The organism is Chitinophagales bacterium, from assembly GCA_016787225.1.
In the GTDB taxonomy this organism is placed as follows: Bacteria; Bacteroidota; Bacteroidia; order Chitinophagales; family JADJOU01; genus CHPMRC01.
The window spans coordinates 22593-42275 of the sequence record JAEUUY010000030.1; the positions used below are offsets into that span (position 1 = coordinate 22593).

Consider the following 19683-nt stretch of genomic DNA (forward strand, 5'->3'; position numbering starts at 1 on the left):
TTATTATTTAATAACTAAAGATTATGACAAATATAATTATTTAAAGGATATTAAGTTATCCACAATTTCCTTTGAGGCATTACCAGTGCCATATAAGTTCTTGGGGTACTCTGTAGTAAACTTTACATTTAAATATGAATTAACAATTCTTGATTTATCAGCACCTACAATAAAATTCACATTATTGTCAACCAATTCTATCCACTCCGTTTCATCTCTTAAGGTTAGACATAATTTAGAAAAGAAATAAGCCTCTTTTTGCAATCCACCACTATCGGTCAAAACCAAGCCACAATTCTTGGTTAGCCATACCATTTCCATATAGCCGACGGGTTCTATTACCCTAATATTTTCAGAAATTTTTATTTTTAACTTTTCAATAATGGACTTGGTTCGTGGATGAAGGGGAAGTACAATTGGTTTAGTTTGTGCTATTTCCTCTAATGCTTCCAAAATATTGGTCAATCGAGATACGTTGTCGGTATTTTCAGCTCTATGAATAGTACATAAAATGAAATGTTCTGGGATATCACGATTAGGCTTAGTTGCCTTTTGACTATAAAATAAGGCTCCATCGTACATGACGTCTCCAGTCATTATAATTTTACAATTAAAATTATCGAATCCTTCTCTCTTTAAATTGTTTACAGCATGCAATGTGGGACAGAATAAAATTGTACTCACTCTATCTGTCAGAATTCTATTTATTTCCTCAGGCATTGCCATATTAAAACTTCTCAATCCTGCCTCCACATGTGCTAGTTTTACATGTAGCTTAGCGGCAACTAGTGCGCCAGCCAAGGTAGAATTTGTGTCCCCATAGACCAATATCCAGTCTGGTTTTTCCTTCAATGCGACTTCCTCTATTTTTTCAATCATTTGTCCAGTCATTGCACCATGGGTCTTACCTCCTATACCCAGATTATAATTGGGTTTAGGGATATTCATCTCTTCAAAAAAGACGTCACTCATATTTGCATCGTAATGTTGACCTGTATGAACTATAATCTCTTTGATTTGAGGATATAATGCAATAGTTCTACTGACACTACCTGCCTTGATGAATTGTGGTCGAGCTCCTAAAATAGTTAATATCTTCATTCAATTACTAAGTCATTATAAAATTTAAATAATTTCTTCTCTTCACTGCCCCAATTGTACTTTTCAATAACAGCTCTTTTACCATTCTCTCCCATTTTTTCCGCCAATTCATCATTTGTTACTAGTGATTGAATAGCCTCTCCTATTTCAGCAGGATTTAAAGGATCTACGCAAATCCCACAATGATTTCCTTCTACTATAAGCTTCCATAATGGAAAATTAGAGGTAATAATTGGTATACCAGCACTCATATACTCAAACATTTTATTGGGTTGAGCATCTATATGGTTTGGAAGTGGAAGAAATGTGACCAAACCCACTTTTGAAATACTCATAATATCAGCAACCTCTCGTCGACTCAATTCCCCAAATTCCTTAACTTTTGTCCAACCAGGATGTTTCTTTACCTCTGTTTTTACAAGATCTTCACTAAATGAGCCTACCAGGTTTAAACTAACATCTTTCGTATGCTCCATAGCGGCGACTATTTCTTTTATACCTCGTATTTCAGTTATTCCTCCTACATAACATACTTCATTCTTCTTCGCGCTCCATTTACCTTCATTGGCCAATTCACCTAAAACGGGGAAATTATTAATATCAATGGTATTTGGGTTAATTTGAAGAAATTTTTCTCGTATAATAGGTGTGGCAGTGAGTACGCCATCTAATCTAGAGCAAATAAACCTCTCGTACAAACCAATCAGTAATGATATGACCTGTTTTGAAATAAAATTAAGATAAGGTTTACCCATAATTTGTTTGGGTAAATCTTCATGAGCGTCAAATACAACTTTTTTACCCATTTTTTTTAATCTAGAGCATACGGTCATCAATTCTGGGTCATGGAGTTGATAAATATCGGCATTAAGCTCCTTAGCTTTTTCAAACACACTATTGACCGTCTTGGTCATTCGGGCTATACGCCCAACCTGCTTAGGTCCAGCATCATATATCTTAACCCCATTTTTCTCTTCATCTCCCAATCCATCGGCAACTACTAGGGACACATCCCAGCCATGCCTAGCTAGAGAACAGCACATTTTTACAAAAATGCGTATATCATATCTATCGTGCGCTGAGGTAAGATGAACTATTTTCATTGGAGAGCTATTTCGCTAATAATTCTTTGATTTTTATTCGAGATGGATAATTTATCAAGACACCTTTCAAAGGGCCTTGATACACAAACATACTGCCGCAAGCTACGGCATCTATTTTTGTCTTTTCAAAGACTTCTGCTATATGTTGAAGATTGCCTCCTCCTCCTAGTCCTATAATAGGTATGGAAGTTTGAGCTTTAATCTCAGAGAGAAGTTCTAGGTCGAATCCGGCCATCATACCATCTCTATCTACAGAATTGATAACGAGCTCTCCAGCACCGTGCTCTTCCATTTTTTTTACAAAATCGATGACCCCAATCTTTGTATTCACCTTGCCATTATGAATATAAACTTTTTTAGACCCGAATAGTTCCTTTTTTACGTCTATAGTTACTATGACGCTAGAGCTTCCAAAGACATCTGCTGCATCTCTAATCAATTTGTGGTCTTTGGTAGCCGCAGAACTGATTGAAAACTTTTCTACGCCTAGAGAATTGATTCGTTTCATGTGCTCTACCGACTTGATACCTCCTCCGTAGGATAGTGGCATAAAACACTCACTGGCTATATCTTCTATCAAAGCGAAATTGGGTTCTTTATTGCCAGTCGAAGCATCAATATCCAGAAACATAAGTTCATCGACTTCTTTCTCGTTAAAAATTTTAATGGCATTGATAGGATCACCGATATAAGTGGGCTCTTTAAATTTAACTGTTTTATACAGACCTCCTTTGTGAAGCAATAAACAAGGTATTATTCTCTTTTGTAACATCTATAGCTCACTAAAATTTTTTAATAATTGCATACCAAATTTATGGCTTTTCTCTGGATGAAACTGAACTCCATATATATTTTCTCGGTGCACAGAGCAGGTAAAATCGCCTCCATAGTTGCAACTGGCTGCTATATCAGTTTGGTTTTTACATGATACATAATAGGAATGTACAAAATAAAATCGAGCCTCTTCATATAAGCCGTTAAAAAGCTTTTGATCTGATTTAGGCACGATTTCATTCCACCCCATATGCGGTATAGCGTATTGGCTAGTATCTAATTTAAATTTTAAAGTTTCGGCATCCACCCAGCCGAGACCTTTTTCTATACCCTCATCACTTCTAAGCGTCAATAATTGCATACCAAGACAAATACCAAGTATCGGTTTTTTATTCGCTAACACTTCATTTTCCAGAGTAGGAATGGCTCCAGATTGATTCAATCGAGTCATTCCATAATCAAAGGCTCCTACGCCTGGGAGAATATATTTTGATGCAGACTTTAACACCTCGGTATCGGCAGTAATGACAGATTCCACTCCAATCTTCTTAAACATATTGGATATAGACTTTACATTTCCTACTCCGTAATCGAGAATCGCAATCATGAAACTTTTCTTAAGAGTAATTAGAGATTTTTCTTCCTAAAAGATTAGAAACAAAATTCTGAACTTTTTTCACAAATTGATATTTGGACTCCATGTTAGCAAAGTCTTTATAGCTGTGTTTCGGCATATTTAATATGGCTTCAAACTCCTGATTCGAAATACCAAGTTTTTTAGCTACATATTCTTTGTCAAATTGCAATTCTTTCTCATCATAAAGAGGTTTTTCTAACTCAATTAGAGCGTATTCGCGTGTTATTTGACCCGTGACTATCATACTGGAAAGATGCGGTCGTCTTTTATCAAAACCATATTTCATTGGCAAATAATAATTTTGGAAAAACTTAGTGAATACAGATTCTCCGTGTTTCTTCGCATACTCCTTATATCCGATTCTTTCCTTCAATTCAATTAGCGCTTCTGATTTTATATATGACATAAAATTCAATGGTCGCAAGGTTTTCATCTTTTTAATAAATGGATAATAGAAATACAGACTCCAAAATCCAATTGTCTTGTATTTTTTCAATTTAAGTTTGCCAAACTTCTTATGTATAGCATGTAAATTATCTGCATCCATAGCACTCCAATGCCATGATTCTGGGAAAATACATTCTGTCGAAATATTACCCCCACTGATAACAGTATTTACATTAAATTTGGTAGCGAAATGATATAGTGAAGCAAAAAAAGCATGATCTTGAGGTACATCTTGATTGGATATACCTGATTTCATATATGCTAATTGTAAATCTCTCATCTCCTCCCAGTCTATCACAATTGTATGTAAGTGCCAGCCACAATAATTGATGATACTCTCAATATTTTGGACAGCTAACTCACTATTCCAGCCGCCATCAACATGCACAACTAAAGGGCGAATGCCTGCATCAAATAATTTTAGAGCTAAATAAGAACTATCTACGCCGCCACTCAAGCCTAAAATACAATCATAGTCCTTAGATTTATTTTCTTGTTTTAGGTTAGCATAAATAGCAGCTAACTTTTGTTCACCTTCGGCATTTGGGAACCAATTTTTAGATCTAACTTCTTTAAAATCAATACAATGATTGCAAATCCCTTCTGAGTTAAACTTTATCTCGGAATCTGTCGTATCCATTACACAATTTGTGCATATTTGATATTGTTTCTCGCTCATGTAGCTTTGATGTTTCTTGAGAATAGCTGATTGAATATTCGTATGCAAATGTAGGTAAAAATATATGGAAGAAACAAATACAGAGACATATTATCAAATTCTCCTTTTGGATACACAGAAAAGAAGAAAACTGAAAGGTTTACGTATATGAGTAGATACCACATATTATTATACTTTCTTAACAAATTGTAGGTAGATGCCATAATTATTCCGAATAAAAACATACCAATTACTATGCCCCAAATTCCAAAATTAGCATACATTTCACCATAACCAGTAGGGGGCAAAGCCCCGCCTTCTATATGTGGATACCAAACTTCTTTTATTATTTCTGAAGGCGGTAGTAGACCAGACTTAGAAAAAGGAATAAAATTAAAAATCCATTGGATTAATGATTTCCCATAGAGGAAACCCATTTCATTTTCCCAACTATCAATAATTTTCATCAAAATTGGAATATTGGGAATATTACCCTTTTCTATTAAAGACTGAGTAAATTCAGTATATTCAAATTTCTCAGTAACAAATCCTACAAAGTCTGTATTTGCCTGATTAATGAATACCACACTGCTATACATACGATAAAAATACATTAAAAAGGCAAAAGTTCCAAAGATTGTAAATGAAAACATAATTTTTCTTGTATACTTTTTATAAAAATCATATCTTAAAAAGTATTCCAAAGCTATAACTGAAATTAGAAAAAACAAAGTTTGTACAATTCTGCCGGTACTATATTTAATAGCAAATATGGCTAACAAATTAATCAGAAACAACCATCTAGAACTTTTTTGTTTTTTGTCTAAAAATTGCCATAAATAAATAGCTATATACCCCAGATTATAGAAAATAGTACTACCACCGCCTAATGTAAACTCATATTGTCTAATAGCAATATTCTGAAAATAAACAAAAATATTACCGCCAGCAAACTTCATTACAATGTATAAAAAATTTATATAGCAAAGAATAAGAAATGTATAAATGAGTAACTTATAAACTTTTTCCGATTCAATTTTCACATGAATATTGATATCAAATTTTTTTCTCACAATAAAATAGCCTACGAGAGTCATGCAATACCCAATGAGATAGTAATAAATACTTTTCGTAAATAAATCATCCAAATCGTTTGAGTATTGAGTGTCTGAGATATATTTACTTCTATAAAAACCTTCTAAATAATAGTAAATAAAACCTATGACCCCTAATATGTTATAAAAATTAAACAGTGTAAGTGGCTCAAAAAATACAAATCGATTTAGAAGTAAGAATGAACTAAAAATAAAAAATACAATTAGAGAAATTCCATAAACTTGCTCAAAATTGTCTGCAAAAAAATAACAGATGATAGGCAGAGATATAAATGTCGCTATAACGATAAAAAATTTCCGTAACCTCACTTTATTTAATTCAATATTTTATTTCTTAGTCCCAATCTTTTTCCAATATAGCTTCCCAATACTTATTCGTTTTAACCAAGCTCAGATCTTCTAAAATTTTAGATTGATTCTCAGCTAGATCATTTTCTGAAATATCTATCAACTCAGCAAAGCTGTAAATATCTATTTTATCAGTTTCATAGATTTTTATTCCAATGTTATTAAAATATACAAAAGGGGTAATAAAAGAATTTAAAAAAACTTTTTTCTTCATCGCTAGCATTAGATTAATAGTTCCTAAGCCTTGCTGTCTTTTGTGCCCAAAGATACAAATATTAGTCTTTGTAAGTAATTCTGCGTATGTCTCAAAACTCATATAATCCAATATGCAAACAGCCTTTGAGCCGAATAAATTTAAGGCATGATTTTTAACTTTTTCAACATAATCTTTTGTTCCACCATAAGATAGTATCAATAATAATCTTACATTTTCATCTTTGAATCGCTGGAGTTTATTTAGAATATCTATATGATTGTTTCTTTTATCTGCAGAGTTTCCAATAAGTATTGTTGTGTTTTGATTTTCAATTTGGTTATCATGCGCATAACTAATAATTTTTTCATCAATAGTCTTTGGATAACATGATTTAAAGTACTTTGCCTTAGAACCATAAATTTTTCTACATAAATAGTAATCTCCTTCAATGTAGCAGGAAATATATTTAACTCTTCGTATAAAGTAACTTCTCAAATACTCAATTAAATAATCCTTCAACCTAACTTTCTTTTCGTAATAGTCATACAAGTCTGCTCCCCAAATTACCCACATAAGTTTGTTATAAATAAATGGATAAAAAATGACCCAAAACAATACTACCAAAGGTATATTTAGCTGATGTAATACAATTTTATTAGCTTTATGTATCTCTTTAAACTTCTTGATTGAAAATTGAATTTCCTTATTATAATATTCTAGATTTGGGTAATCTGTTGTATAATTCTCATTGTAGTTTTTATTTTTATAAACGAAAAACTTATTTTGAGAAACATCAAAGTTCCTTTTAACGTAGTTGATATAATTATAGGAGTATATGTCACCTCCTGTTATAAAATGAATAATCACTATTTACTAATTGGTTTAGCCGGAATGCCATATGCCATAGTATTATCAGGAATATCCTTTGTTACCAAAGACCCTGCACCGATTGTTACATTAGCACCGATTTTAATTCCTGGCAATATAGTAGCATTCGTACCTATAAAAGTTTGCATACCAATGTGGCAGTTACCAGATATATTAACACCCGGACAGATTTCTACAAAATCTTCAATAATTGAATCGTGTCCTATAGTAGAATTAATATTAACCAAAACTCCTCTACCAATTTTTACATTCGATGTAATTATTACACCTTGCATTAAATTACAACCCTCCTTAATTTCAATTCCAAATTGGCCCAAATGTGACTTACTACTGATTGTAGAGACTAACTTACCACCAATTTCATCTATTATATCAGACAATTTTTTCCTACTTACTGGTGAACCAAGACCTAAGGTATATTCGTTAGAGATGTTTGAAAAATAATCTTTGAGTTCAACTTTTGAACGTAAGATTGGAAACTTATTGAACATATAGGAGTCAATATCTAGACTCACATCATCAAAAAAGACAACCTCTGCTTCTGTATGATCTTGGATATATGATTCCATGACTTCCTTTGCAAATCCTTTAGCTCCAGCAATTAGCATATATTAATTATTAATAGTATTTACAATTTTATTCAAGTCACTCTCTGACATACCAGCATATAGAGGGAGACATAAAATTTTTGAGGCTATATTTTCAGAAATTGGCATAATTTGTCCCTTTATATAAGGGATTGTGTTTAATGATGGGTAAAAGTAACGTCTAGGGTATATCGATTTTGTATTAAACCTTTCTTGTGCAGCCAGCATATCTGCCTCATCCTTAAACAGTATAGGATAATAGCTATAATTCCAATCGGTATGTTCCCTTATTTTCATTTTTACGAATCGTTCAGAATCGATATGAGCATTATAAAACTCCACTGCGAATTTTCTTGTCTCATATATCTCCTTCATATGGGGGAAAACAGCCAATCCCATTGCTGCTTGAAGTTCACTAATCTTACCATTGATACCTAAGCCATGAAAATTTAAAGGTCCATCATGTCCAAAATTGTGACTATAATATACTTTTTTTCTTAACTCAGGGTCTGGACAGAAAGCTGCTCCACCTTCTCCTGTATGAAAAATTTTAGTGGCATGAAAACTACATGTACTCACATCTCCGTATGAAAAAACACTCTTACCCTTATACTTAACACCGAAACAATGTGCAGCATCATAAATGACTTTCAGATTATGCTTCTCGGCTATCTTTTCTATATATTCTAAATCACATGGATTCCCAAAAACATGAGTCGCTAAAATACATGTTGTCTTAGGAGTAATAGCTGCCTCAATTTTTTCTGGATCAATAGTCCAAGTATCCTCCTCTATATCCACAAAAACTGGTGTGCAATTCTCCCATATTATGGAAGATGAGGTAGCTACATAGCTAAAAGGGGTAGTGATGACTTCTCCATTTTTCGCCAATAGTTTAAGTGCTATTTGAATAGGAATGGTTCCATTGTTCATAATAAGGATGTTATCCAGTCCTAGATGTTCCTTCAACTTTTCCTCCAATTCAAGAACCAACTCACCTCTATTTGTAAGCCATACATTGTCCCAAGCTCGTTTTAAAATATTTGAATAGGTATCTATTGATGGAAGAAATGTCTTCGTTACATTAATACGGATATCCTCAGTTTGCATATTAGTGATTGCCATAAATTAACTTTCTATTCCAATAAAAACCATAGACCAAAACAAATGTAGTAAAAATAACGTAGACTATTAGCACCTCATTTATATCAAAACCAAAGACTCCTGCAAAAAGAACAAAGGGCAAAAGCTTAACAATAGAATAAACTATTTCTAAAATTAAGGCTTGTCGCTGCTTTTCGAATAAAATTGGGATATTAGATATAGCTGATAACACAAAGTTAGCAATAATCCATGGAGTTAAAATTTGAATATACTTCCCAGAAACAGTCCAGTTTTCTCCGAAAAATAATGTAAAGAAAAATGGTGCTGTCAATAGAAAAGGAACCATAAGTATCGCTAGAATCATTAATTTCTTAGTCAAACTAGAAAATGCATGAATTCTTGCAGTTCTTTCTGTCATGCAGTCTTTTAATTCTTGACCAAATACATTATAGATAGAGCCAGATATTAGGCTCAAAGGCGCTTGAATATATTTGAACCCAAACATGTAAAGTCCTAAAGTAGTTTTATCAAAATAATATGGTATTAAAAGTATGGGAATACTTGTGGAAACTGTATTTAAAAGAGTATGAGGAAAAGAATATACGGCGAAATCTTTATATTCTTTCATTACTTTCTTAACATTATAAATAGAAAAGCCTATTATTATTTTTTTTACAAAATGATATTGCGAAATTGAAAAAAAAACAATACCTAATAAATATCCTCCACTAAAACCAATTATTAAATTAAAAGGTCGGAACAAGCTAAGACTGCCTAATACGTTGTAAATTGACTCGGAAGTAGATTTACTTATTCGAAGAAATGACATAGACTTGTAATGACTATATCTATTATAAAATCTATCGATTGATGTATACATAGCTACAGCAAACACTACTAAGGGCAACATGAAATATGGTAAAGTCAATAATCCCATATATATAAGTATTGCTATGCTAACAAAAAGCAAGAACGTAAAGGTTGTTGCAATTAGCAGTACAGTTTGCATAATATGTAGGGATTTTTCTTCTGTATCAGAAATTAATAGGGCAACTTCATACTTTAAGGTGCCGAACACTGCTAAAATTCCTGCAATCGTTATAAATAAACCATAAAATCCAAACTCCTCATTGGTATAGATTCTCGAAATGACAAAAGCTGCAGCAAAAGGAATAATCTGGGAAATAGTAGTTCCGGAAAAAAGAATTAAGAAGTTTTTATAAAAAGATGCTTTCATTCTTTTAATTTAATTACATTATTCCAAAAATACCCTAATCCCAAACAGAAAAGGTAGACCCCCCAAGCCCTGTTTAAAAAATCATCGAAAACACAATTGATTCCTACAAGTAAAATAAAACTCCAACCAAATATATTGCCTCTATATAATAGTAAAACACCAAGATAAATAAACATCAATAGAAGCAAGACCAACTGTATAGAACCTCCAGCAAGTAGACTGAACAAATATTGAGAATGAGGACTTTTGAAATATGTAGGAATATTGAAACTAAAAATATACATACTTGAATCCCTCTTTATTACACTATCCACTAAATTTTTTACGTTATTTGCTCCATAACCAAATATAGGTTTATGTTTGGCCTCATTGATCAGAATGGAATACAATTGTTTTCGTTTGGGATCCTTAACTACCTTCGATTCTATCTCCTGAACCATGTCCAACTTATCCTTCCTTAGATACTGCCCGCCCCATAACAGCATTATAAACAAAACAAAACCAGAAATATATCTGAATTTAGGAGTAATAACTCTAAAATAATTGTAGACTATCCAACATAATATTATTATAATCAAACAAGCTATATTAACCTTCGACTCCAAGAAATAGACCAAGTATGATAGAATTAATAATACTAACAAAAAAAAGACTCTTTCAATCAAACCTAAACTTCTTTTGAGAATTGAGAGTATAAATATTACATTCAATGTATACACTGCTGAAAGAAACGTATGGTGGGTGTTTAGTTCAATTTTAATCCCCTCACGATGAAATCCCCAATCTGCCAAACTGTTTAAGAATTCTGTAGAATTTTTAAATATATATTTCCAATCAGGAATAACTCCATAGTCTGTAAAATCTACATCGCTAATATAGTATTTATGGGACAAAGCAATGCCCTCTACCCAAAATTCATAAAGAAGATAAAACGAATACAAAGAACTTACTGTGTAAACAAGTGTGGTTAATTTATTCAATTCCTCATCTTTAGTCCAATTAAAGAAAAGTAAAATCAAAGGAAATAGAAGTAATAAAAATGTTGGCTGTATAAACTCCGTTGAGAAACTAAAACTAGATTTATAAAAATAGGTAGATAGAAAAAAAATATAGTAGGCAGATACAAAAAATAGTGTCACATAATTTCTTGATTCAAAGAAAATAGAACGTTTATTGAGAAAAAAATCTACTATACAAATTGATAGGAAAAAAGCAAATACTATACTCTGTAATGCATTAGGTAATGCAGGAAATGTAAATAACAAACAAAATGCGAGTTTTAGTAGTCTGCTGACTAAAATTTTACTCTGGTCTAATACCATGCACTATCTCAATTGCCTTCTTAGAAACGGAAACAGGGAAACCTCTTCCTGCCAATATTTCTCGATAACTATCTGTATGCAGTTCTGTAAACCCATCGGAAAATTCAATTTCTTCACCTTCCATGCTTAGAGTGCGATAGGTACGCTTGCCAGCTAATCTAACTTCTTCAGGTATTTGGTGATAATCAATGCTTAAAAACCAATTGATACGAGCTTTTTCTAAATGTAGAAAACCCGCTGCGGTATCATCATCGTGCCTATGTACCTTATTTTCTACTATATCCCCAAATATCCATGTGAGCATATCGAAGAAATGTACACCTATATTCGTTGCTATTCCGCCCGATTTATCAATATCACCTTTCCAACTATGGTGATACCATTTCCCTCTAGAGGTAATATATTTTAAATCAATGTCATAGACTTTTCCAGTAGGAGAGTTATCAATTCTCTCTTTCAATGCCTTGATATTGGGATGAAGTCTCAATTGCAATATCGTATAGGCATTTTTTCCAGTTTCCTTTTCAATATCTACAATAGCATCCACATTCCAAGGATTAAGAACCAATGGCTTTTCACAGATAACATCACAACCACTTTTTAATGCAAATCGAATGTGCGCATCATGAAGATAATTTGGGCTACATATACTGATAATGTCGATAGGATTGCCTTGTCTTCTCAATTTATCAATATGGCGATCAAAACGCTCAAACTCGGTAAAAAAATCAGCATCAGGGAAATGACTATCCATAATGCCCACACCATCATAGGGGTCGAAAGCACAAACCAAAGTATTACCAGTATCTTTAATAGCTTTCATATGCCTCGGGGCTATATAGCCCGCAGCGCCTATTAGTGCAAATCTCTTCATTAGTTCAACTATTTTAATTTTAAAATTTATAATCGAGCGTCATATTGACCATTTGGCAATATGCCTTTTATATCATACACGACTGAATTAGTCTTCCTAAAACCAGCAAGATCAATACCTGTAAACTCATTATGGGAAACGGCTAATAAAATGCCATCATACTGCTGCTTTGGTATTGTATTGGTTATAGCTAAATTATACTCATGTTTTACTTCCTCCACATTAGCCTGAGGATCGCAAACATCTACCGTAACTCCAAATGAAACCAAAGAATTGACTACACTTTCTACTTTTGTGTTTCGGACATCCGGACAGTTTTCTTTAAAAGTAAAACCGAGCACTAATACTCTGGACTTTTGAACTTCAATCCCTTTTTTAACCATCATCTTGACTAATTGGGAGGCTACGTGTTCACCCATAGAGTCATTCATTTTTCTACCCGCTAATATTATTTCTGGGAAATATCCATGAGCCTGAGCCTTTTGAGCGAGATAATATGGATCCACGCCTATACAATGTCCTCCTACAAGCCCTGGCTTAAATGGTAAAAAATTCCATTTTGTACCTGCCGCTTTAAGTACCTCATAGGTGTCAATGTTTAGGACATTGAAAATTTTTGAAAGTTCATTGACAAAAGCGATATTTATGTCTCTTTGTGAATTCTCAATGACTTTGGCTGCTTCAGCTACTTTGATACTAGATGCTAGATAAGTACCAGCGGTAATTACCGAACTATACAATTCATCTACAATTTTTGCCACGTCAGGTGTTGATCCCGAGGTAACTTTCAATATTTTTTCTACCGTATGTTCTTTATCTCCAGGATTTATGCGCTCTGGAGAATATCCTGCATAGAAATCTGAATTAAATTTTAGACCACTCACTTTTTCCAATACTGGGATACACTCCTCTTCTGTTACTCCAGGATATACCGTCGATTCATACACTACAATATCCCTTTTTTTGAGAACCTTCCCTACAGTTTCACTGGCTTTATACAAGGGTGTTAGGTCAGGATTATTATTTTTATCAACAGGAGTCGGCACTGTTACAATATAAATATTGCAGTCTGCAATTGAGTTTAGCTCATTAGTAATCAATAAGCCATTCTTATCTTTAGTGAAATCTGAAACTAGGACTGATTTTAAGAGCTCAGAGCTCACTTCGTGTGTGGAGTCATGTCCATTTTGAAGTTCATCGATACGAGAAACATTGATATCGAACCCTACTACTCTGTATTTCGTAGCAAATAATCTGGCTAAAGGCAATCCAACGTATCCTAGCCCAATAATTGCAATTTTATTCATATAACTATTTAGAATCGACAAAAATATGACTTTTTTATTTATTATGACTTAAAACCAAGATTAATTTATAGTGACAAACTAGTCTTTACGAGATTACAAAACATACCTATCAAGATGGCTAAGTATTTCTTAAAATGTAAGATTGTTGCCCTATTTCAGAAGAGATAAAAATTGTATAAAAAAATTGTTTTACATTTGGCGTTCAAATAAGCAGTTTGAGAAAATTATACTCCTTTCATTCTTCACGCTTTCTCATTTTAGGTTTTGAGACAGTCATTGTAATATGTTCTCTCATATTAGCATCTATCATATTCATAAATAAGCTTTTAAGTGTCAATCAAACTTATCTAATAGCGTTAGCAATAGCAACCCTAATTTATCTACTAGGATTCTTGTTATTTAAAACCCATATTACGGTGCTTCGATATACTGCATATCGAGATTTATTCAAAATATTTCTATCTATTACAATTTCAGCTTTTGTTCTGATCGCTTTAAGCAATCTTCTTAAATCATCTTACCCTTCTTATTTTCTGAGTAATTATATTCTCATTCTTAGTTATTTCCTAGGATTATTTACTATCACACTTTACAGATTAGTTATTAGATATATCATATCTATCAATGTGTTAAGTTCCGTTCAGTTACCCGAAAAAAGGGTAGCCATCATAGGTACAGATTATCAATCCATAATTACCAAGCATTATTTAGATTATGAACGTGCTCAGTTTAGATATAAAATTGTGGCCTATTTTTCAAAGGACAATAGTCTGATAAATAAAACAATTGAAGGTTCGCCAGTTTATCATATTCAGAGCCTAAACACTATGTTAGACATTATCAATATTGATAGTTTATTGGTAGTTGCTGAAAAAGGTTATGGTTCCTACTTACAAAGTGCCAAAGAAATTTGCGAAGCTAAAAATGTGAAACTTATCGAAAGCCAAAAACTAAAGAGTTGGCTAACCATAAATGAAAAATCACAAATTCAAAACAAGAAGATTCAAATCGAGGAACTTCTTCAAAGACCTCCTATAAAACTGGATATTCAAAAGATAAAATCTGAACTAGCTGATAAAATTGTGCTTGTCACAGGAGCAGCAGGATCTATAGGGTCTGAAATTTGCAGACAAATAATCCAATACCAGCCTAGTAGGCTAATTTTGCTTGACCAAGCCGAATCTCCACTTTTTGATATTGAAAATGAACTTCTGTCAAAATTTAAATATGTAACTTCTTATATAGCAGATATTTCAGACAATAATCGTATTGAAGAAATTTTTAAGATTCATCAAATTGATATTGTATTCCACGCAGCTGCATATAAGCATGTCCCCCTTATGGAATTGCACCCCTATGAAGCCATAAAAACCAATCTAATCGGCACTAAAACCATTATTGACCATGCGGTGAAATGCAATTGCAAAAAGTTTGTTTTCGTTTCTACTGACAAAGCTGTAAATCCAACAAATGTAATGGGCGCCACTAAAAGAGCGGCAGAACTATACGTACAATTAATTAATCAAAATCCAGATGTAGCCACCAGATTCATAACGACACGCTTTGGAAATGTGCTCGGCAGCAATGGCTCTGTAATACCTATTTTTAAAAATCAAATTGAATCTGGAGGACCAATAAAAGTAACCCATCCCGAAATAACTCGGTTTTTTATGACTATTCCGGAAGCTTGTCAGCTGGTCTTAGAGGCGGGCAGCTATGGTCTAGGAGGAGAAATTTTTCTTTTCGACATGGGGCAACCTGTGAAAATCATCGATTTAGCTAGAAAAATGATCCAATTATATGGATTAGAGGAGAATAAGGACATTAGTATAGAAATTAGCGGTCTCAGACCTGGAGAAAAATTGTACGAAGAATTACTGGCAGATAAGGAAAATACCTTGCCAACCCATCACCCTAAAATTATGATAGGTAAAAATGCTAATCATGATTTCAAAGACCTTGAAATTAAACTAAATAGTATTTTTAGATTATTTGAAGACAAAGAAGAGCCGAGAGAATTAGTAAAAGGCTTAAAAATTCTTATACCAGGGTATAAGAGTAATAATTCTGAATATTCTGAATTAGATACCCTATGAAACAAGAATTCAATATCAATTTAAGCAAGCTTTTATTTGACCTTATTGCTGTCAATATAGCTTTGGGTATTACAAACTTGATAATTTTCTATACGTTTTGGGTTGATGGTTGGTCCTATCCATCCTTGTTTATATTCATCAATTTATCTACTATAGTCTCATTTTACTTTACTAAGCAGAAACTATACAATCCTTCATTTAATCTTAAATCAATTTTAGGATTTAGTTTAAAATATTTATTAATAGCTTTTTTATTAGTTACTATTTATTGGCTTATTGTGCTAGATAGAAAGTATTATCTCGTTCATTTAGGTATATTTTATAGCTTAAGTTTTGTTTTAGTTCTATTGCTTCGTTTTGTTTGGATAAAAATTTTTAGAAATATTTTAAGAAGGATTTATTCGACTAAAAACGTTATGTTAGTTTCAAAAAATTATAAAGATATAGCACAATCAATCATTCACAATGATTGGTTAAAATATTCCTTAGAACATAGTGTGGGAGAACTGAATCCAAAAGATATTTCATTATATATGAAACAATACGACTTAGATATACTTATTATTGATCTCAAGGAAAACTTAAGCACAATTGAAGACTATAAACTAGCAGGGAAGAGTGAAAATTTGAAGTTGTTTTTTCTTAACCCTTTAAATCCCAAATTTTATCAACTTAAGAAAATTATAGGTAAATATAAATTATACCAATTATAAAATTTTTATAGTCAAAGTGAACTAGGTATAATGCCGACATACAAAGAAATCTTACAATTAAATTGGGGATATATGTTATGTATCGTCGGTACTATTTTACTGATTCAAAATACTGACTTACCACTCTTGGAAATGCCAAATTTTCCAATTCGGTTTTATGAATAAATTGCATTGGAAAACCCTGGTTCTTATTGACCTTCAATCTTCCTATCTTCATCATCACCCTCTGGTGGCTCAATATTTGTTTCTGCCAATCAGTCCATTCAACTTTTATAATGTCGATGTTCTTTTCTTTCCAAAATTTTTCATCAATTTCGGGTCCCTCTTGAACGATACCTTGATATAAACCTTTCCATATATCATTAGCTACACGCTTTTCGAGATAAATTTTCCCTCTATATTCTACAAATAAATTATAGAAATAGCGGTCTTTGAGTATGGGTCGAATCTTAGGAGGGGGTAGCTCCGATATTCGATTTTGAATGTTGGCTATACATTCAGTTGAAAAAACACAATTTTCACAGCTTGGATTTTGCGGTTTACAAATCTGTGAACCCATATCCATCATAGCTTGATTAAAAGAAGCTGACTTTCCTTTTATTAATAGTTGGTTAGCCAAAGATTGGAAATATTTCTTGTCAGTACTAGATTGAATAGTTTTTTTCAGACCAAAGAATCTGGATAGTATTCGATGTACATTTCCATCCAAAACCGCAATATTCTCGTCAAAGGCAAAACTCGCAATAGCTGCCGCAGTATATTCCCCTACGCCTTTCAATTTCAATAATTCTGAATAACTATTTGGAAATTTTCCTTTCAACACCTTTACAATATGATTTGCGGTGAAATGTAAATTTCGCGCTCGACTATAATAGCCCAATCCTTTCCAAACGGAAAACAATTCATCCTCTTCAGCATTCGCCAAGTGTGTTAGTGTAGGGAATTTTTTAATTAGGCGTTCATAATAGGGTAGACCTTGTTCCATTCTCGTCTGCTGCATGACCACCTCAAATATCCATATTTTATAAGGATATTTATCTATATTCCATGGCTTATCTCCCGAATTTTGACTATAAAATTCAAGCAGTTTTTTTTGAAACAATTTAATTTGATGTGATGATAGTTTCATGGATTATGACATCATCCTAATCAATTTTTGTTTTAGTGTAAATTTAATTGAAAATTTAAACCCATTCACTTTTCACAAATCTTAATGAAATAACATGCGGCAAGATTCATGATTACAGAAAAATCTATTTTGTCAAATAGAGTCCTATAATTGCTCCCATTTGAGCAAGCCAAAATCCAACCATCCATTTTATGATATCAATTTTATCATCTTTAGTTAAAAATACATCCTTTTTGGTATTGATTTTTTGCTCGGCTTTTAAATCTATAAATTCAATTATAGCCTTTGCTTCATTTTCACCTAATTTTGATTTAAAAATTTCATATACATTTAATTCTAATGCAGTCATAACCTCAATTTTATAACAAAACTACGAAAAAATAGCTAGTTAATTTAAAATTTTGCGACTATCGGTATTCTTCTTCCAAAACCAAAAGCTTTGGAACTTACACGTATGATAGGCGGTGTCTGGAAACGCTTAAATTCATTGCGATTGACCATAGCAAAAATGTGCTCTACCAATGTGCGCTCATACCCAGCAGCGATTACTTCCTCAAGTCCCATTTCCTTATTGATATAAAGATATAAAATAGCATCTAATATCTCATAAGGCGGCAAAGAGTCTTGATCTTTTTGTCCTGGTCGCAGCTCAGCACTGGGTGGTTTTGTTATAGTATGTTGGGGTATGATATCATGACCGCGTTCTTTCTTAGCTTTATGATTAATGTATTCACACATAGCATAAACTTCTGTCTTATATACATCGCCCAATACAGCTAGAGCTCCACACATGTCACCATAGAGTGTTCCATAACCTACAGCTACTTCTGATTTATTGGAGGTGTTGAGCAGCAAATATCCAAATTTATTGGATACTGCCATGAGCAGCATGCCGCGAATCCGGGCTTGAATGTTTTCTTCAGTGATATTCTCCTGTGTTCCTTCAAACATTGGTTGCAGAGAAGAAGTAATAGCAATGTAGTTATCCTCAATAGGAATAATATGATAAGGACTTTTTAAATTTTCGCATATCTGAAGGGCATCATCTACGGAATGCTGACTGGAATGTTGACTAGGCATGAGCACACTCAATACATTTTCTGGTCCTAAAGCCTCCGCAGCTAATGCTAAGGTCAATGCAGAATCTATACCGCCAGACAACCCAAGCACAGCCTTCTTCATTTTGAGTTTATGGAAATAATCTCGTATTCCTAAAATTAAAGCTTGATACTTTCGCTCTACCTTCTCCAATCTTGGCTGAGTTTGAATAATAGTATCCAATTGAGTCATATCTACAATACCATAATCTTCTTGGAAATATTTCAGCTCAAAAATGATATCTCCCCTTGCATTGCAGACCATAGAACCTCCGTCAAACACCAAATCTGTCTGTGCTCCCACTGAGCTTACGTATACCATAGGAGTATTATTGACGATACAATTTTCTCTAACCACCTTTTTGCGTTCCTCGCTATGGCTATAGGAAAATGGTGAAGCTGATAAATTTATAATGATATCTGGTCTTTGTTTAGCTAGCTCCTCTAGTGGTGTCTTATTATAAATAGGATTATCAGCATTAATATCCCAAATGTCTTCACATATGGTAACAGCCAATTTTTTTCCTTTAAACTCTATGCAGTTAAATACTTTATTGGGTTCAAAATATCGATATTCATCAAAAATATCATAGGTAGGCAGTAAAGTTTTATCTGTGATTCCTTTGATTTCACCGTGATAAATGAGAAAAGCAGAATTGAAATAGTCTTTGCCTTCTTTGACTGGATTTTTTCTCGGTGCCCCTACAAAAATTCCAATCTGATGGCTCATGGGAAAAAGTCTCTCAAAGCACTTCTCTAATTTGATATAATAATCCTCGAAATAAAAAAAGTCTGTAGGAGGATAACCCGTTAGACATAGTTCGGAAAAAACTATTAAATCGGCTTCATCAACTATAGCTCTTTGTATATCATGAATAATTTTATTCGTGTTATATTCAAAATCTCCGAGTATATAATTCTGCTGTGAGAGGGCTATTTTCATGTAATAT

General features: G+C 32.9%; 18 protein-coding genes. 2 read left to right on the forward strand and 16 right to left on the reverse strand.

All coding sequences use genetic code 11. The features are described 5' to 3' along the window. Positions 1-36: 36 nt before the first annotated feature. The 13 genes from wecB to JNL75_11595 all read right to left on the reverse strand — a co-directional run bounded on the left by wecB (position 37) and on the right by JNL75_11595 (position 13698). Positions 37-1101, reverse strand: a complete 1065-nt coding sequence (wecB, locus tag JNL75_11535; protein MBL7790451.1) for a UDP-N-acetylglucosamine 2-epimerase (non-hydrolyzing) — start codon at positions 1099-1101, stop codon at positions 37-39. Next, positions 1098-2204 carry a glycosyltransferase family 4 protein gene (locus JNL75_11540; protein ID MBL7790452.1) on the reverse strand — a complete coding sequence of 369 codons (1107 nt, stop codon included), beginning with the start codon at positions 2202-2204 and terminating at the stop codon, positions 1098-1100. Before JNL75_11540 ends, wecB begins: the two co-directional genes overlap by 4 nt. Before the next feature lie 7 nt (positions 2205-2211). Beyond that, positions 2212-2976 (reverse strand): imidazole glycerol phosphate synthase subunit HisF, encoded by a 765-nt coding sequence (gene hisF, locus JNL75_11545; GenBank protein ID MBL7790453.1) that lies wholly within the window; start codon positions 2974-2976, stop codon positions 2212-2214. Next, positions 2977-3585: an imidazole glycerol phosphate synthase subunit HisH gene (hisH, locus tag JNL75_11550; GenBank protein MBL7790454.1), complete on the reverse strand. Its 609-nt coding sequence runs from the start codon at positions 3583-3585 to the stop codon at positions 2977-2979. A 10-nt stretch (positions 3586-3595) separates the two neighbouring features. Further along, entirely contained in the window at positions 3596-4741 is a 1146-nt protein-coding gene (locus tag JNL75_11555) for an N-acetyl sugar amidotransferase (GenBank protein MBL7790455.1), read from the reverse strand. Then, on the reverse strand, positions 4738-5817 hold the full coding sequence (locus tag JNL75_11560; protein MBL7790456.1) for an oligosaccharide repeat unit polymerase: 1080 nt from the start codon (positions 5815-5817) through the stop codon (positions 4738-4740). The genes JNL75_11555 and JNL75_11560 overlap by 4 nt, the downstream gene beginning before the upstream one ends. A gap of 352 nt (positions 5818-6169) precedes the next feature. Further along, positions 6170-7246 (reverse strand): TDP-N-acetylfucosamine:lipid II N-acetylfucosaminyltransferase, encoded by a 1077-nt coding sequence (locus JNL75_11565; GenBank protein ID MBL7790457.1) that lies wholly within the window; start codon positions 7244-7246, stop codon positions 6170-6172. Beyond that, positions 7246-7875 (reverse strand): acetyltransferase, encoded by a 630-nt coding sequence (locus tag JNL75_11570; GenBank protein ID MBL7790458.1) that lies wholly within the window; start codon positions 7873-7875, stop codon positions 7246-7248. The genes JNL75_11565 and JNL75_11570 overlap by 1 nt, the downstream gene beginning before the upstream one ends. Before the next feature lie 3 nt (positions 7876-7878). Continuing rightward, complete coding sequence (locus JNL75_11575; GenBank protein ID MBL7790459.1) at positions 7879-8964, reverse strand: DegT/DnrJ/EryC1/StrS family aminotransferase; 1086 nt, start codon at positions 8962-8964, stop codon at positions 7879-7881. 1 nt (position 8965) lies between these two features. After that, positions 8966-10195 carry an oligosaccharide flippase family protein gene (locus tag JNL75_11580; GenBank protein ID MBL7790460.1) on the reverse strand — a complete coding sequence of 410 codons (1230 nt, stop codon included), beginning with the start codon at positions 10193-10195 and terminating at the stop codon, positions 8966-8968. Next, positions 10192-11460: an O-antigen ligase family protein gene (locus JNL75_11585; GenBank protein ID MBL7790461.1), complete on the reverse strand. Its 1269-nt coding sequence runs from the start codon at positions 11458-11460 to the stop codon at positions 10192-10194. Before JNL75_11585 ends, JNL75_11580 begins: the two co-directional genes overlap by 4 nt. A 37-nt stretch (positions 11461-11497) precedes the next feature. Further along, positions 11498-12391: a Gfo/Idh/MocA family oxidoreductase gene (locus JNL75_11590; GenBank protein MBL7790462.1), complete on the reverse strand. Its 894-nt coding sequence runs from the start codon at positions 12389-12391 to the stop codon at positions 11498-11500. 26 nt (positions 12392-12417) lie between these two features. Further along, positions 12418-13698, reverse strand: coding sequence for a nucleotide sugar dehydrogenase (locus tag JNL75_11595; protein ID MBL7790463.1), 1281 nt, complete (start codon positions 13696-13698; stop codon positions 12418-12420). A 215-nt stretch (positions 13699-13913) separates the two neighbouring features. Between JNL75_11595 and JNL75_11600 the strand changes: the two genes are divergently transcribed. Both JNL75_11600 and JNL75_11605 read left to right on the forward strand, forming a co-directional pair. Beyond that, a complete protein-coding gene (locus JNL75_11600; protein ID MBL7790464.1) occupies positions 13914-15794 on the forward strand; it encodes a polysaccharide biosynthesis protein in 1881 nt (626 codons plus the stop codon). Continuing rightward, positions 15791-16507 carry a hypothetical protein gene (locus JNL75_11605; GenBank protein ID MBL7790465.1) on the forward strand — a complete coding sequence of 239 codons (717 nt, stop codon included), beginning with the start codon at positions 15791-15793 and terminating at the stop codon, positions 16505-16507. Before JNL75_11600 ends, JNL75_11605 begins: the two co-directional genes overlap by 4 nt. 91 nt (positions 16508-16598) lie before the next feature. Here the strand turns inward: JNL75_11605 and JNL75_11610 are convergent, their stop codons facing one another. The 3 genes from JNL75_11610 to JNL75_11620 all read right to left on the reverse strand — a co-directional run bounded on the left by JNL75_11610 (position 16599) and on the right by JNL75_11620 (position 19676). Further along, a complete protein-coding gene (locus JNL75_11610; GenBank protein MBL7790466.1) occupies positions 16599-17636 on the reverse strand; it encodes an A/G-specific adenine glycosylase in 1038 nt (345 codons plus the stop codon). A gap of 124 nt (positions 17637-17760) precedes the next feature. Continuing rightward, on the reverse strand, positions 17761-17985 hold the full coding sequence (locus tag JNL75_11615; GenBank protein ID MBL7790467.1) for a hypothetical protein: 225 nt from the start codon (positions 17983-17985) through the stop codon (positions 17761-17763). Between the two features lie 44 nt (positions 17986-18029). After that, positions 18030-19676, reverse strand: a complete 1647-nt coding sequence (locus JNL75_11620) for an NAD+ synthase (GenBank protein ID MBL7790468.1) — start codon at positions 19674-19676, stop codon at positions 18030-18032. Positions 19677-19683: the final 7 nt, after the last annotated feature.

Excerpts from the sequence above, each read along its gene's own strand:
- wecB (MBL7790451.1), bottom strand. The coding sequence starts at position 1,101 with ATGAAGATATTAACTATTTTAGGAGCTCGACCACAATTCATCAAGGCA.
- JNL75_11540 (MBL7790452.1), bottom strand. The coding sequence starts at position 2,204 with ATGAAAATAGTTCATCTTACCTCAGCGCACGATAGATATGATATACGC.
- hisF (MBL7790453.1), bottom strand. The coding sequence starts at position 2,976 with ATGTTACAAAAGAGAATAATACCTTGTTTATTGCTTCACAAAGGAGGT.
- hisH (MBL7790454.1), bottom strand. The coding sequence starts at position 3,585 with ATGATTGCGATTCTCGATTACGGAGTAGGAAATGTAAAGTCTATATCC.
- JNL75_11555 (MBL7790455.1), bottom strand. The coding sequence starts at position 4,741 with ATGAGCGAGAAACAATATCAAATATGCACAAATTGTGTAATGGATACG.
- JNL75_11560 (MBL7790456.1), bottom strand. The coding sequence starts at position 5,817 with ATGACTCTCGTAGGCTATTTTATTGTGAGAAAAAAATTTGATATCAAT.
- JNL75_11570 (MBL7790458.1), bottom strand. The coding sequence starts at position 7,875 with ATGCTAATTGCTGGAGCTAAAGGATTTGCAAAGGAAGTCATGGAATCA.
- JNL75_11575 (MBL7790459.1), bottom strand. The coding sequence starts at position 8,964 with ATGCAAACTGAGGATATCCGTATTAATGTAACGAAGACATTTCTTCCA.
- JNL75_11580 (MBL7790460.1), bottom strand. The coding sequence starts at position 10,195 with ATGAAAGCATCTTTTTATAAAAACTTCTTAATTCTTTTTTCCGGAACT.
- JNL75_11590 (MBL7790462.1), bottom strand. The coding sequence starts at position 12,391 with ATGAAGAGATTTGCACTAATAGGCGCTGCGGGCTATATAGCCCCGAGG.
- JNL75_11595 (MBL7790463.1), bottom strand. The coding sequence starts at position 13,698 with ATGAATAAAATTGCAATTATTGGGCTAGGATACGTTGGATTGCCTTTA.
- JNL75_11605 (MBL7790465.1), top strand. The coding sequence starts at position 15,791 with ATGAAACAAGAATTCAATATCAATTTAAGCAAGCTTTTATTTGACCTT.
- JNL75_11610 (MBL7790466.1), bottom strand. The coding sequence starts at position 17,636 with ATGAAACTATCATCACATCAAATTAAATTGTTTCAAAAAAAACTGCTT.
- JNL75_11615 (MBL7790467.1), bottom strand. The coding sequence starts at position 17,985 with ATGACTGCATTAGAATTAAATGTATATGAAATTTTTAAATCAAAATTA.
- JNL75_11620 (MBL7790468.1), bottom strand. The coding sequence starts at position 19,676 with ATGAAAATAGCCCTCTCACAGCAGAATTATATACTCGGAGATTTTGAA.